The organism is Ureaplasma ceti (assembly GCF_040369755.1).
GTDB lineage: Bacteria > Bacillota_I > Bacilli_A > Mycoplasmatales > Mycoplasmoidaceae > Ureaplasma > Ureaplasma ceti.
Window position 1 is genome coordinate 276,070 of the sequence record NZ_BAABQM010000001.1, and the last position, 12,651, is coordinate 288,720.

21 protein-coding genes and 1 other RNA gene are annotated in these 12,651 nt (G+C 33.8%); 1 reads left to right on the top strand and 21 read right to left on the bottom strand.

Going from position 1 to position 12,651, the window contains the following annotated elements:
* The 17 genes from rplF to rpsJ all read right to left on the bottom strand — a co-directional run bounded on the left by rplF (position 1) and on the right by rpsJ (position 7,947).
* A complete protein-coding gene (rplF, locus tag ABWU82_RS00965) occupies positions 1-552 on the bottom strand; it encodes a 50S ribosomal protein L6 (protein WP_353289643.1) in 552 nt (183 codons plus the stop codon).
* A gap of 22 nt (positions 553-574) precedes the next feature.
* Positions 575-976 carry a 30S ribosomal protein S8 gene (rpsH, locus tag ABWU82_RS00970; RefSeq protein ID WP_353289644.1) on the bottom strand — a complete coding sequence of 134 codons (402 nt, stop codon included), beginning with the start codon at positions 974-976 and terminating at the stop codon, positions 575-577.
* A gap of 31 nt (positions 977-1,007) precedes the next feature.
* Entirely contained in the window at positions 1,008-1,193 is a 186-nt protein-coding gene (locus ABWU82_RS00975; RefSeq protein ID WP_353289645.1) for a type Z 30S ribosomal protein S14, read from the bottom strand.
* On the bottom strand, positions 1,193-1,747 hold the full coding sequence (rplE, locus tag ABWU82_RS00980; RefSeq protein WP_353289646.1) for a 50S ribosomal protein L5: 555 nt from the start codon (positions 1,745-1,747) through the stop codon (positions 1,193-1,195). Before rplE ends, ABWU82_RS00975 begins: the two co-directional genes overlap by 1 nt.
* A gap of 16 nt (positions 1,748-1,763) precedes the next feature.
* A complete protein-coding gene (gene rplX / locus ABWU82_RS00985; protein ID WP_353289647.1) occupies positions 1,764-2,093 on the bottom strand; it encodes a 50S ribosomal protein L24 in 330 nt (109 codons plus the stop codon).
* A 14-nt stretch (positions 2,094-2,107) separates the two neighbouring features.
* On the bottom strand, positions 2,108-2,476 hold the full coding sequence (gene rplN, locus ABWU82_RS00990; protein ID WP_353289648.1) for a 50S ribosomal protein L14: 369 nt from the start codon (positions 2,474-2,476) through the stop codon (positions 2,108-2,110).
* A 1-nt stretch (position 2,477) separates the two neighbouring features.
* Complete coding sequence (rpsQ, locus tag ABWU82_RS00995; protein WP_420017777.1) at positions 2,478-2,732, bottom strand: 30S ribosomal protein S17; 255 nt, start codon at positions 2,730-2,732, stop codon at positions 2,478-2,480.
* Positions 2,732-2,959 carry a 50S ribosomal protein L29 gene (rpmC, locus tag ABWU82_RS01000; protein WP_353289649.1) on the bottom strand — a complete coding sequence of 76 codons (228 nt, stop codon included), beginning with the start codon at positions 2,957-2,959 and terminating at the stop codon, positions 2,732-2,734. The genes rpsQ and rpmC overlap by 1 nt, the downstream gene beginning before the upstream one ends.
* On the bottom strand, positions 2,952-3,374 hold the full coding sequence (rplP, locus tag ABWU82_RS01005) for a 50S ribosomal protein L16 (protein ID WP_353289650.1): 423 nt from the start codon (positions 3,372-3,374) through the stop codon (positions 2,952-2,954). The genes rpmC and rplP overlap by 8 nt, the downstream gene beginning before the upstream one ends.
* A 12-nt stretch (positions 3,375-3,386) precedes the next feature.
* Positions 3,387-4,196, bottom strand: a complete 810-nt coding sequence (gene rpsC / locus ABWU82_RS01010; protein WP_353289651.1) for a 30S ribosomal protein S3 — start codon at positions 4,194-4,196, stop codon at positions 3,387-3,389.
* A 2-nt stretch (positions 4,197-4,198) separates the two neighbouring features.
* Positions 4,199-4,627, bottom strand: coding sequence for a 50S ribosomal protein L22 (gene rplV, locus ABWU82_RS01015; protein ID WP_353289652.1), 429 nt, complete (start codon positions 4,625-4,627; stop codon positions 4,199-4,201).
* 24 nt (positions 4,628-4,651) lie between these two features.
* Complete coding sequence (gene rpsS, locus ABWU82_RS01020; RefSeq protein ID WP_353289653.1) at positions 4,652-4,918, bottom strand: 30S ribosomal protein S19; 267 nt, start codon at positions 4,916-4,918, stop codon at positions 4,652-4,654.
* Positions 4,919-4,955: 37 nt separating this feature from the next.
* The gene (rplB, locus tag ABWU82_RS01025; protein WP_353289654.1) at positions 4,956-5,795 is read right to left on the bottom strand and encodes a 50S ribosomal protein L2; all 840 of its coding nucleotides are present in this window, start codon (positions 5,793-5,795) and stop codon (positions 4,956-4,958) included.
* A gap of 79 nt (positions 5,796-5,874) precedes the next feature.
* The gene (rplW, locus tag ABWU82_RS01030; RefSeq protein WP_353289655.1) at positions 5,875-6,210 is read right to left on the bottom strand and encodes a 50S ribosomal protein L23; all 336 of its coding nucleotides are present in this window, start codon (positions 6,208-6,210) and stop codon (positions 5,875-5,877) included.
* A gap of 11 nt (positions 6,211-6,221) precedes the next feature.
* On the bottom strand, positions 6,222-6,872 hold the full coding sequence (gene rplD, locus ABWU82_RS01035) for a 50S ribosomal protein L4 (RefSeq protein ID WP_353289656.1): 651 nt from the start codon (positions 6,870-6,872) through the stop codon (positions 6,222-6,224).
* Positions 6,873-6,890: 18 nt separating this feature from the next.
* Positions 6,891-7,604: a 50S ribosomal protein L3 gene (gene rplC / locus ABWU82_RS01040; RefSeq protein WP_353289657.1), complete on the bottom strand. Its 714-nt coding sequence runs from the start codon at positions 7,602-7,604 to the stop codon at positions 6,891-6,893.
* Between the two features lie 25 nt (positions 7,605-7,629).
* A complete protein-coding gene (rpsJ, locus tag ABWU82_RS01045; protein ID WP_478212874.1) occupies positions 7,630-7,947 on the bottom strand; it encodes a 30S ribosomal protein S10 in 318 nt (105 codons plus the stop codon).
* A gap of 380 nt (positions 7,948-8,327) precedes the next feature.
* Between rpsJ and ABWU82_RS01050 the strand changes: the two genes are divergently transcribed.
* A complete protein-coding gene (locus ABWU82_RS01050) occupies positions 8,328-9,290 on the top strand; it encodes a bifunctional 5,10-methylenetetrahydrofolate dehydrogenase/5,10-methenyltetrahydrofolate cyclohydrolase (RefSeq protein WP_353289658.1) in 963 nt (320 codons plus the stop codon).
* Between the two features lie 98 nt (positions 9,291-9,388).
* On the opposite strand, the gene ssrA is transcribed toward ABWU82_RS01050, so the two are convergent.
* From ssrA to ABWU82_RS01070, 4 genes are all read right to left on the bottom strand, one after another.
* Positions 9,389-9,795: a transfer-messenger RNA gene (ssrA, locus tag ABWU82_RS01055) on the bottom strand.
* 45 nt (positions 9,796-9,840) lie between these two features.
* On the bottom strand, positions 9,841-11,418 hold the full coding sequence (locus tag ABWU82_RS01060; protein ID WP_353289659.1) for a formate--tetrahydrofolate ligase: 1,578 nt from the start codon (positions 11,416-11,418) through the stop codon (positions 9,841-9,843).
* Between the two features lie 136 nt (positions 11,419-11,554).
* The gene (locus ABWU82_RS01065; RefSeq protein ID WP_353289660.1) at positions 11,555-12,073 is read right to left on the bottom strand and encodes a hypothetical protein; all 519 of its coding nucleotides are present in this window, start codon (positions 12,071-12,073) and stop codon (positions 11,555-11,557) included.
* A gap of 2 nt (positions 12,074-12,075) precedes the next feature.
* Positions 12,076-12,645 (bottom strand): hypothetical protein, encoded by a 570-nt coding sequence (locus ABWU82_RS01070; protein WP_353289661.1) that lies wholly within the window; start codon positions 12,643-12,645, stop codon positions 12,076-12,078.
* Positions 12,646-12,651 lie beyond the last annotated feature (6 nt).

Here is a 12,651-nt window from a genome sequence, read left to right on the forward strand (position 1 = left end):
TTATTTTTTCTTGTCTGCTGTTTTTCCGGCTTTACGAACAACTTGTTCGCCTTTGAATAGAACACCTTTACCTTTGTATGGTTCAGGTTTTCTGTATTTTCTAATATCAGCAGCAAATTGACCAACTTCGGCTTTATCAGCACCAGTAATTTTAATTTCAGTTTGTGAAGGGATTTCGATCTTTAATGTTTTAGGAATATCAAACACAACTGGGTGACTGAATCCTAAAGATAAAGTTAATTTGCTTCCTTCAACTTTAGCACGGTAACCAACACCTTTTAATTCAAGGTCGATTGTGAAACCTTTTGATAAACCAATTAAAGCGTTTGCTAAGTTAGCGTTAACTGTTCCTTGGAACATGTTTGCTTCGCTTGATTTTTCATCTAATCTAACAACTACTAGAGTTGCGTCTTTTTGTTCAACTTTTAATAAGTTGCTTGGGTATTTTACAACTAAACTGTTTGCTCCAGCTTTTAAAATTACTTCGTTTGAAGCAATTTCAACGCTAACACCATTAGGAATAGTTAAAATACGATTTCCGATTCTTGACATAAATTGATCTCCTTATTTTAAACTATCAAACAAATGCGATTACTTCGCCACCCACGTTTAATTCACGGGCTTGTTTGTCTGTTAAGATACCTTTTGATGTTGAGATAATTGCAACACCTAAACCGTTAATTACTTTTGGTAATTCGTCAGCGTGTGCGTAAACTCTTAAACCTGGTTTAGAAATTTGACGTAAACCGTGGATTGAGCATTCTTTAGTTGTTTTGTTGTATTTTAATCTGATAACAGTTTCTGATTTATTGTTTTCTAATTGTTTAACTTCGAAGTCACGAATGTAACCTTCACGTTCTAATAGGGACAAAATAGCTGATTTCATGTTTGTAGTAGCAACAGTTACATGAGGTTTGTGAGCATTTTTAGCGTTACGAATTTTAGTTAATAATTCTGCGATTGGATCTAAATGCATAATGTATTTCTTTCTCCTTTAATATTCTTTCTTATCAAGAAGCTTTCTTAACGCCTGGGATAACTCCCTTGTAAGCTAAATCTCTGAAGCATAAACGACAGATACCAAATTTACGGTTAACTGCGTGTACTCTACCACATTTAGCGCAACGTGTGTAAGCTCTAGTTGCGTATTTAGGTTGACGTTGTTGCTTAGCAATTAATGATTTCTTTGCCATTATTTTTCCTCCTTAGATCTTTGGAAAGGTGCCCCTAATTGTTTTAATAAATCACGTGACATTTCATCACTGTCGCCGCTAATTACGAATGTAATATCGAAACCACGGACTTTTTTAACGTTATCATATACGATTTGTGGGAAAATAATTTGTTCTTTAATTCCCAATGTGTAGTTACCACGACCATCGAATGACTTGTTTGAGATACCTCTAAAGTCACGTACTCTTGGTAAAGCGATGTTGAATAAAGTTTCAACGAAAGCTCACATTCTGTCGCCACGTAAAGTTACTTTACAGCCAATTCCTTGACCAGCACGTACTTTGAAAGTAGCGATTGAGTTTTTAGCTCTTGTAATTACTGGTTTTTGACCACTAATTAATTCTAATTCGTTCATTGCTAATTCTAAGTTCTTAGCGTCTTGAACAGCGTCACCAATACCCATGTTGATAACGACTTTTTCTAATTTAGGAAGTTGCATCACTGAAGAAAGATTGTATTTTGTTTTTAATTCAGGAGCAATTTCTTTAATGTATTTATCTTGTAAAAATGCCATATTCTAAATTAACTCCTTATTTCTTAATGATTTCATTTCCTGTACGTTTAGAAACACGTACTTTTACGCCATTATTGTTAATAACGTATTTAACTCTTGTTTTTGTTCCTTTTTCTTTACCCTTAACTTCCATTAAGGCTAATTTACACAATCTAATAGGAGCTTCTTTTTCAATGATTCCTGCTTGTTCATGTGTAGAATCTTGTTTTTGGTGTCTCTTAATTTTGTTTACACCTTCAACAATAGCTGTACCTTCTTTAGGGAATACTTGAAGAACAGTGCCATCTTTGTTTTTTTCTTTACCAGACAAAACAATAACTGTATCACCTTTTCTAATACGGTTCATACAAATTTTCCTTTCTAAAGTACTTCAGGAGCTAGAGAAACGATCTTAGTGTATCCTCTATCTCTTAATTCACGACATACGGGACCGAAAATACGGCTACCACGTGGAGATTTATCATCTTTGATGATTACGCAAGCGTTTTCGTTAAATGTAATAGTGTTTCCTGATTCACGTTTAACACCTTTTTTACTTCTAACGATTACAGCTTTGCAAACTTGACCTTTTGAAAGCATACCGTTAGGTTGTGCTTTTTTAACTGAAACGACAACGATGTCACCAACATTTGCGTATCTACGTTTAGATCCGCCTAATACTTTAATTACTCCGACTTCTTTAGCGCCTGTATTATCAGCAACTACAAGTCTAGACATAGGTTGTAACATACTATTTTGCTCTTTCTATAATTTTTGAAATTCTTCAGTTAACTGTTTTTGAGATTGGTCTTGTTTCAGTGATTTGTACAATGTCGCCTACTTTAGCTTCTTCGTGTTCGTCATGAGCGTGGTATTTCTTATTTTGAATAACAAGTTTTCTATATAATGGGTGTTTAAATTTAGTTTCAACTTTTACAGTTACAGTTTTTTGCATACTGTCACTTGTAACAACACCAACTAAAACTTTACGATTACTTCTTTCCATTATTTAGTCTCCTTATTAACTTGTTCTTGTTGGAATTCACGTTCGTTTAAAATTGTTAAAGCTCTGGCGATTGTTTTTCTAATTTCTGCAGCGTTATTAACTTTATCAGTTTCACCACTAGCTACACTAAATCTAATTTCTAATAATTGAGATTTTAATCTAGTTACAATATCGGCTAATTCATCATTAGTTTTTTTACGTAAGTCTTTACTGATACTACTACTCATGATCAACAACCTCCTTCTTTACAATTTTTCATCTAATAGGTAATTTATTACCTGCAGCACGTAAACCTTCTCTTGCGATTTCTTCTGGAATACCTGCCATTTCAAACATTACTGTGCCTTCTTTAACAACAGCAACTCATTTTTCAGGAGCACCTTTACCTGAACCCATACGTACTTCTAATGGTTTTTTAGTTAATGACATATGAGGGAAAATTCTAACTCACATCTTACCAGTTTTACCAAGTCTCTTAGAAATTGCAATACGAGCAGCTTCTAATTGACGAGCGTCTAATCAAGTACCTTCAGTAGCCATTAAGCCGTATTCACCAAAAGCAACGTAAGAGTTACCTTTAGCTTTTCCTTCGTAACTTACTTTGTGAGGTTTACGATATTTTGTTCTTTTTGGTTGTAACATATTATCTCTCTCCTATTTAGCTTCTTGTGCTTTTGCTGGTCTTGATGTTCTTGTTGATGAAGAATTTCTTCTTTCACCTGATGCTCTGTTATTTGAAAATCTTCTGTTTTCTCTACCTTCACCACGGTTGAAGCCAGGTTTACCGTTTCTACCGTTTCTTGAAGGACGTTTTTGACTTAAATCTTTTTTGAAGATTTCGCCACGGTTAATTCAAACTTTAACACCGATAATACCGTATGTTGTGTTTGCTTCTTCTAATGCGTAGTCAATATCAGCACGTAATGTTGATAATGTAACAACACCTTCAGAGTAACCTTCTTCACGAGCCATTTCTACTCCGCCTAAACGACCAGATACGTGAGTTTTAACCCCTTTAGCACCTGAACGTAATACTTTTCTAATAGCTTGTTTTTGTGCGTTTCTGAATGAAACACGGTTTTCGATTGCATCAGCGATTTCTCTAGCGATTAATCTTGCGCAAACGTTACTGTTTTCTAAAGCGATAACGTTGATTTTAACTTTAATGCTTCTTCCAACAATTTTGTTAACCATTAAAATGGCTTTTGCTAATTCACTGTTTTCGTTACCTAAGATAACACCAGGTTGAGCACAGTAAACAAATAATGTAATTTTGTTTTGTGTACGTTCGATTTCGATGTGGTCGATTCTAGCGTATTTGTAGTTGTTAATTAAAGATGATCTAATCTTATCTTCTTGTACTAATCATTCTGCAACTTGTTTGTTGTCTCTAGCAACTCAACGAGATTGTCATTCTTTGTTAATACCGAATCTTAAACCATTAGGATTTACTTTTGCGCCCATCGTTATTCTCCTTGTTGACTTTCTGTTGATTTTCTGTTGTTAGCTGCACGTTTAGCAATTCTATCTTTAATAACTTTGATATCTTTTTGACGTTGAGCAACATCATCACTCAATACGATTTCGATATGAGTTGTACGTTTGAAGATTGTGTCTGCAGAACCTTTAGCTCTTGGCATCATTCTCTTCATTGTTGGGCCTTCGTTAGCAAAGATTTCGTATACGAATAGTTCATTACCGTTCATACCATGATTGTTCATAGCATTAGCGATTGCACTATGTAATAATTTGTTAACGATTGGAGCTGATTTTTTGTTTGTGTTTTCTAAGATTGTGATAGCTTCATTAACTTTTTTTCCACGAATTAAGTCGATAACTAATTTAACTTTACGGTGTGACACATGTACATTACGAATAATTGCACGAGTTTTCATATTAATTAATTCCTCTTACCCTTATTAACGTTTTGCTTCTGTATGTGATTTAAATGTTCTAGTAGGAGCGAATTCTCCTAATTTGTGTCCAACCATGTCTTCTGTTACGAAAACTTTAATGAATTGTTTACCGTTGTGAACTTCGAAAGTGTTACCAATAAATTCAGGGAAAATAGTTGATTTACGTGATCAAGTTTTAATAGGTTTTTTCTTGTCAGCTGCGTTCATTTCTTCTACTTTTTTTAATAAGCTAGCTTCAATGAATGCACCTTTTTTAGCACTTCTTGACATATTTGTCCTTTCCTTTTCTAAGTTAATTTAAGTTAAATTATTTACGACGACGAATGATTAAGCTTGAAGAAGCTTTTTTACTATCACGAGTTTTAACACCCATCAATCTTTTACCTCATGGTGATCTTGGTGCGTCTTTACCGATTGGTTGTCTACCTTCACCACCACCATGTGGGTGATCGTTAGGGTTCATTGCAGAACCACGAACAGTTGGACGGATACCCATGTTACGGCTACGTCCTGCTTTACCTAAGTTAACTAGGTTGTGGTCTTCGTTAGAAACTACACCGATTGTAGCTCTACATTCTTTACGAATTTTTCTAACTTCACCACTCATTAATTTACATACTACGAATCTACCAGTATCATCTGAACCTAAGATTTGGATGAATGCCCCAGCAGATCTAGCTAATTGACCACCGTGACCAGGAATTAATTCAACGTTGTGAACTAATGTACCTTCAGGAATGTTAGCTAAGATAGTTGTGTTACCAGGAATGATGTCGATGTTTTCAGTACCTGAAACTAATTTATCACCAACTTTAATTCCTTTTGGTGCAATGATGTATCTCTTTTCACCATCAGCGTATGCTACTAATGAAATGAAAGATGTTCTGTTTGGATCGTATTCAATTGATTTAACAGTTGCTACGATGTTGTCTTTGTTACGTTTAAAATCGATTAAACGGTATTTTCTTTTTTGTCCACCACCGTGGTGACGGATTGTAATTTTACCTTGATTGTTACGGCCTGCTTTTTCAACTAAATCAACTAATAATGATTTTTCAGGTTTGTTAGTTGTTAATACAGATTTGTAATCAATCATAACAGTTTGGCGTTTACCGCTACTTCTAGCTTTAATACGCTTAACAGCCATACGTGCCTCCTATATAAGCTTTTCGACTATTGAAATTATGATTTATTTTGGTTTGTGTTTTTTTTAGAAAGAGAAATAATTATTTTGCTTCTTCTTTCATTTCTTCTTTAACTTCTTCGATTTCTTCTTTAGTTACAGCTAATTTAACACCAGCTGGTAAAGTAACGTAAGCAATTTTAGTTAACTTAGTCATACCAGGTTTTTGTGTTCCAGTTCTAGTTGCAACAGGAAGTTTTGTAATAGTATTAATTTTTTCAGCTTTGATTCCGTAAATAGCTTCGAATGCAAATTTAATTTCGTGTTTACTTGCTTTTGGGTTAACAACGAATGCGATTACTTCTTTTTCGTTTAATGTTCTAACAGTGTAAGTTTTTTCTGTTAAGTAAGGTTTAACGATGATTTGAGTTAATTCCATTGTATTGTTTCCTATCTAGCGAATTTCTTTTCGAAGTTTGCAGCGTACATATTGAATGTATCTTCTTGAGCTACAACGATGTTTGCGTGCATAACATCTCTAACTGAAACTGTGTTTCATAATTTAGCGTTAACTCTTTGTAAGTTGCTTGCTGATTTTTCGATGTTAGTTTCTTTGCTGTTTGTAATAATTAATACTTTTTGGTTTTCGAAGTTAGCTGCTTTTAAGAATGCAACCATTGCTTTTGTTGATGGTTTTTCTAATTTAGCAGATTGTTCTAATGCGAATAAAGATTCGTTGTTTAATTTGATTGTTAAAGCTGATTTGAATGCTAAGATTCTAACTTTAGCGTTAACTTTCTTTAAGTAGTTTCTGTTTGGTTTAGGACCAAAAACAATACCACCACCAGTTCATTGTGGGTTACGAATAGAACCAGTTCTTGCACGGCCTGTATGTTTTTGACGTCATGGTTTTTTACCACCACCACGAACTTCACCCTTAGTTAATGTTGAGTGAGTTCCTTGTCTTTCAGCTGCGTTTTCACTAATAACACAATCAAACATTGCTTGCTTATTAGGTTTTTCAACAAAAAGATTTGCTGTTACATCGATAGTTGATTTTGCAACACCATCAATGCTTAATAACTTAATGCTAGTATTCATTTATTGATTGCTCCTTAATTAATTGTTTTCTTCATCAGTTGAGATTGTTTCAGCAGCTGCTTGGTTGTAGTTTACTAATTGAACTTCAACTTTGTGGTTTGGTTTGTTAACTGATGTTTTAATTGTTAATAATCCGTTTTTTGGACCAGGAATAGCACCCTTGATAAGGATAAGATTCTTGTCAGCAATTACATCAACTACTGTTAAGTTTTTAGTAGTTACTGTTTCGTGTCCGTAATGTCCAGGTAATTTTGTACCTTTAATAACACGTTGACCTTGAGAACCCCCACGACCAAACGCGATAGAACCAACGTAACGGTGAGGGTAACCAGCACCGTGACCCATAGGACCCATACTGAAGTTATGACGTTTAATTGATCCAGTGAAACCGTGACCTTTAGTTGTACCTTGAATGTCAACTAATTCTCCAGCTTCGAAGATAGAGCAATCGATTGCACTACCAACTTCGTAGCCTTCAACTCCACGTAATTCTCTGATAAATCTCTTAGCTTCAGAGTTTACTTTTTTAAATTGACCTAATTCAGGTTTGTTTAAGTTATGTTCTTTTACAGTATAGTAACCAACTTGAGTAGCTGTGTAACCGTCTTTTTCTTTTGTTCTTGTCGCTAATACTTGGTTAGGTTCAACGTAAACAACTGTAACGGGAACTTTTTTACCTTCTGTTGTGAAGACTTGTGTCATTCCAACTTTTGTTCCTAAAATAGCTTTCATTGACTAATTTTCCTTTCTTTGCGACCTATAATTTGATTTTAATTTCAACGCCTGTTGGCATAGAAATGTGTTTTAACTTATCCATTGTTTCTGGTTTAGTGTTTGTTAAAATAATCAAACGTTTGTGTGTTCTTCTTTCAAATTGTTCACGACTTGATTTGTTAACGTGAGGTGAACGTAAAATTGTGAAGATTTCTGTTTTTGTTGGTAAAGGAATTGGACCTTTAACATCTGCACCTGTAGTTTTAGCTACTTCAATGATTTTTTTCATTGATTGGTCTAATAACTTGTGGTCATATGAGTAAAGTTTAATTCTCAATTCTTTATCTAATTCATGACTCATTAATAGTTGCCTCCTTGTAACGATGTATGTTACGAATCATAGAATTGCTATTAGTAAGTTACCTGATACGTTGACAACTGGCTTTGGTGTATCAGCAATCTTAGTAATAGTAAAACCTATAAAAGTATACAATAAAAATCAAAAAAAGCAAGTCTTTTTTTGAAAAAAATTCCACTACTTGAATTTTCTTCAAAAAGAGCCTGACCCTTTCAATTTTTATAAAACCATTTATTACTGAAAAAAGCTGCCCCAGAGATAGCAGTTTGTCTTTTTCCTAAATGATTTATATATAAATGATAATATAGCAAAGCTGTTTTTTGAAATATTTCGCAAAAGAATTTTTTCAGTTATCTATAATATTATTTAGGAGACATGAAATTATGATTATTAATTGCCTACAATTTGTTGAACATAAAAAAACAATGTTGAAAGAAAAAGTTAATGTTTTAAATAAAACCTTTCAAATCGTTCCCCATATCGTCATTATTAATACTGTAGATAATCCAGCAAGCGCTTCTTATATTAAGAATAAAGTGAATCTTTCTAAAGAGCTAGGTATCCAAACTACAGTGATTCAGTTTACAGAATCTCAATATAAACTCTTAAAACTAATTCACAGTTTGAATGAAGATCCAAGTGTTCACGGTATTATGGTACAACTACCACTTCGTGAAGATTTATCCGAAGAAACAGTATTAAACAGCATTAATCCTAACAAAGATCCTGACTGTTTAACTAACATAAACAAGGCTCACTTCTATTTAGCGAAACATTATCACCCGTTTGATATTATGCCTGCTACAGCTAAAGGTGTATGAGAGTTATTAAAATGAGTCACTAAAAACCAATTAACCGGTAAAAAGGTTTGTTTAATTAACCGGAGTGAACTCGTAGGTAAACCTTTATTGCACTTATTAAACTTTGAAAATTGTACCGTGACCATGTGTCATAGTAAAACAGAAAACGTATACCAATATTCACGGATTGCCGATATTACTGTTTCTGCTGTGGGAATTCCTCACTTTTTAGATATTAATGACATCCAATCTAATTCTATTGTTATTGATGTTGGCATCAATAAACTTAACGAGAAGATTGTGGGAGACACTAACTTTGAGGAGCTAAAACATTTCTGTCAAATTACTCCAGTACCTAAAGGAGTTGGACCTATTACTGTTTATGAACTATTTAATAACTTAGTTTCTTTAATTGAAACCCAGTTGTTAAAAGAACATAAACTTTCAGACAGAATTAAAACTAGACATAACACTCACCATAAACCCAAGACTCAACATTCACACAAACGTAATGTACAACATTCTCATAAATCTAACCAAGAATAAAATAAAACCTGAACGTCTTTTGAAAAGAGTTCAGGTTTTTATATTTTCTTTTAGGATGGTAAAAGAATTGCACTTTTACAATCTGCTTGTCATCCACATGGTGGAGATGAGGGGAGTCGAACCCCTTTCCGCAATCCACTCAAGAATAAGGTCTACAGTTTAGTTTTTATTTAAAATCTTTATCCTCTGCCTTTAACCTTTAATAAAAACACAAAGCCAGTCAAGTCAAGAGTTTGGTAATGTTTTAGGCACACTACCAGCGCCCTTTTTAGCCTATTTAAAGACTACAAAGAAATAAACTTCTATTGAGTTCTAGTTTGTAGTAAAGATTAGAAAGCTAAAGCAGCTAATCTTTGGTTTTGGTTGAATAAGTTAGCTTCGAAAGCACTTACTTCAACATTGTTTTGTTTGTTTTCGTTTGCATTTATTGAATGCCTCGAGCTGTAAGGGGCAGACCCCACTGCACTTATAAAATTATGAATCCCGTCGAAACCGTGACATCCCCATAATAAAATAATGGTTTTCGTACCATTATTTTAAATTATTTTTATTACTTCATCACAAAATTTTTCGCAGCTGGTACTTTTGGTAAACCAGGCATTCTAAAGACAACAGTTGTGATTGGAATAATTAATTTAGCCGCGTGGTTAATTTCTACATCTTCAATTGTTGTATAGAAGTTAGTTGGACGACCTAATATTTTTTGATCACAAGTTAATGAGTATGGATTTTTAGCGATACATACGTAGTAACCATCTAAATTTTGGTATTCTTCTAGTTTGCTTTGAGCTAATGCTGAATATTTAGGCCCTAAAGAACCATAAGCTTTTTGACAAATTTTGTTGATTTTATCAAATAGATTATCTTCTTTCGCATATAGCGGTGTGAAGTTTACCGGTTTGTTAATTTCTTGTAAAATAACTTTTGCTAATTCTTGACCACCTTTTGAACCATAAGCTCAAGTGTCAGCTAATGCGTAAGCGACGTGTTCATCATCTAATAATTTATATAAATATTTTAATTGGTCTAAATCATCTTCTGATCTGTGGTTAATTGCGATCACTAAATTTAAACCATATTGTTTACAGTGATTAATGTGGTGTTTTACATTATCAAAACCATATTTAACTGCATCGAATCCAGTTAAGCCAGTATCTTTTGCATGATGTAAAATTGATTTCAATGAAACTACTAAAACAATCAAGTTAGGTGTTCAACCAGCTTGTTGACAAGTAATATCCATGAATTTTTCCATTCCTAATTCACTACCGAATCCAGCTTCAGTAATAACAACATCTGCTAAATCTAAGCCGTAGTTCGTAGCAATTACACTACTACAACCATGAGCAATATTAGCAAAAGGTCCCCCATGAACAAACACTGGTCTGTCTTCCATAGTTCTAACTAAGTTCGGATCTAAAGCATCACTAATAATAGTCATAATGGCTTCAGTGATTTCTAAATCACTCACTCTAATTGGTTGACCACTACGAGAGTAAGCTACAATCGCATCGTTAATCCGTTGTCTAAAGTCTTCTTTAGATTTAGCTAAACAGAATAAAGCCATTAAATCACTAGCCGCTGTAATATTGAAGCAAGTGTTAACACGGTCTTTATTTTTATTGAATAAGTTAACAGATGTATCTCTTAAGCTTCTGTCGTTCATGTCTTCACATCTTTGTCATAAAATTCTGTTTGGATCAATATCTAGATCAGAATTTTGGTAAATTTCATTTTCAATGACTGCACTAATTAAATTGTTTGCTGAGGTGATTGCGTGTAAGTCACCTGTAAAATGTAAATTAATTTTATCAAATGGTAATAATTTAGCATTATTAGAACCACTACCTGTACCTTTCATTCCGAAAACCGGACCCATTGATGGTTCTCTTAAACAACCGACGGTTTTAACACCTAAACTGTTTAAAGAATCTACAATACCAATTGAAGTAGTAGTTTTACCTTCACCCACTGGAGTTGGGTTCATTGAAGTTACTAACACTAATTTTGCTTTTTTCCCAGTCGGTTCAATTTGGGTTACTTTAGCAATTTCTGAAGTGTAATTTTCAAAATCAGTAATTGCTAATTGGTTATTTAGCATTACTTCTTGAATAATATTTCTTTTCATATATTTCATTTATCTCCTTAATCACTGATATAACGGACATAAGTTATATATATTTTAATCAATAAGAACCACAAAGACAAAATAAAAAACTAGGACGAGCCTAGTTTTTTTATATATGTGTAAGTGTTAGTTAGAATTATTTGTTTTCAACTGGTTCGTGGTGTCTGTGACCGAATAATTGGCCAATACCTTTACCAGATTTAGCAGCTAATTTTTCACAGTATTCTTTTTCAGTAATTCCTAATTTGTGGGCCATACCCATGTTGAATAGTTTGTAGATTAAGATGTAAATAGATAATAACAATGATAATGCTTCACAAACGAATACAACAGTAAATTGTGCAGATACAGGACCTAATTTACCACCAGCCATAACTGGTCTGTTTGCCATACCTAATGCATAGAAGATTACTAAGAATGCTAAACCAACTACTGAAATAATTCACATACCTAATGACATAGATGCTGTGTCTTTAGTTCTAACTGTGTTAATTCATCCTGGTAAGAATGAGAAGAATAATAAAATCGCACCAACGATTACAATACCGAATGCTCATGTACCAACTGGAGATCATGGTTCATTAATAGAACCATTAGTTCCGTGTGGGTTACCAGCGATGTTTGCAACTTTGGCAGCTAATGTAATGAAATCCATAATTAAGCTCCTCTTGCTTCGTGGTGTAATTTTTCTTTTAATGAAGTTTTGTGGTTCATTTTTTCAGCGTGAGCTTTAATCATTTCACCGAAGTGTTGTTCAACGTATTCAGCTTCTGAAACTCCAGCTTTTTTAGCTGAAATCATGTTTTGAATTTTAACAGCAGCAATCATGAATGATGTAATAGCACATAATAATTCACCGAAGATTACGGCAGCACCTGGAACAACAAATCCAGATACTCAGTTTTGGTAGCAAGCAAATACTCATGAAGAGTTGTTTGCGTTAGCGCCTTTAGCGTGGTCTCAGTGGAATGAACCTGGTCCGATCATGTCGGCAAATGATTTACCTGTAGTTCCTACAGCTTCAGTGTTTCATTGTGGGTTAGGAACAACACATAGTCCAATACCGTAGATGAAGATTAAGAATGTAGCGACACCCATTACGAAGTATAAAGGTAATGAAAGTTTCGCTGTATCTTTTAATCTCATTGTCATGATAGTTTGCGGTAACATTGAGAAACCGATAATAAACGTACCTAGCAATGAGAAAATTGACATTGCAATACTCATAAAATA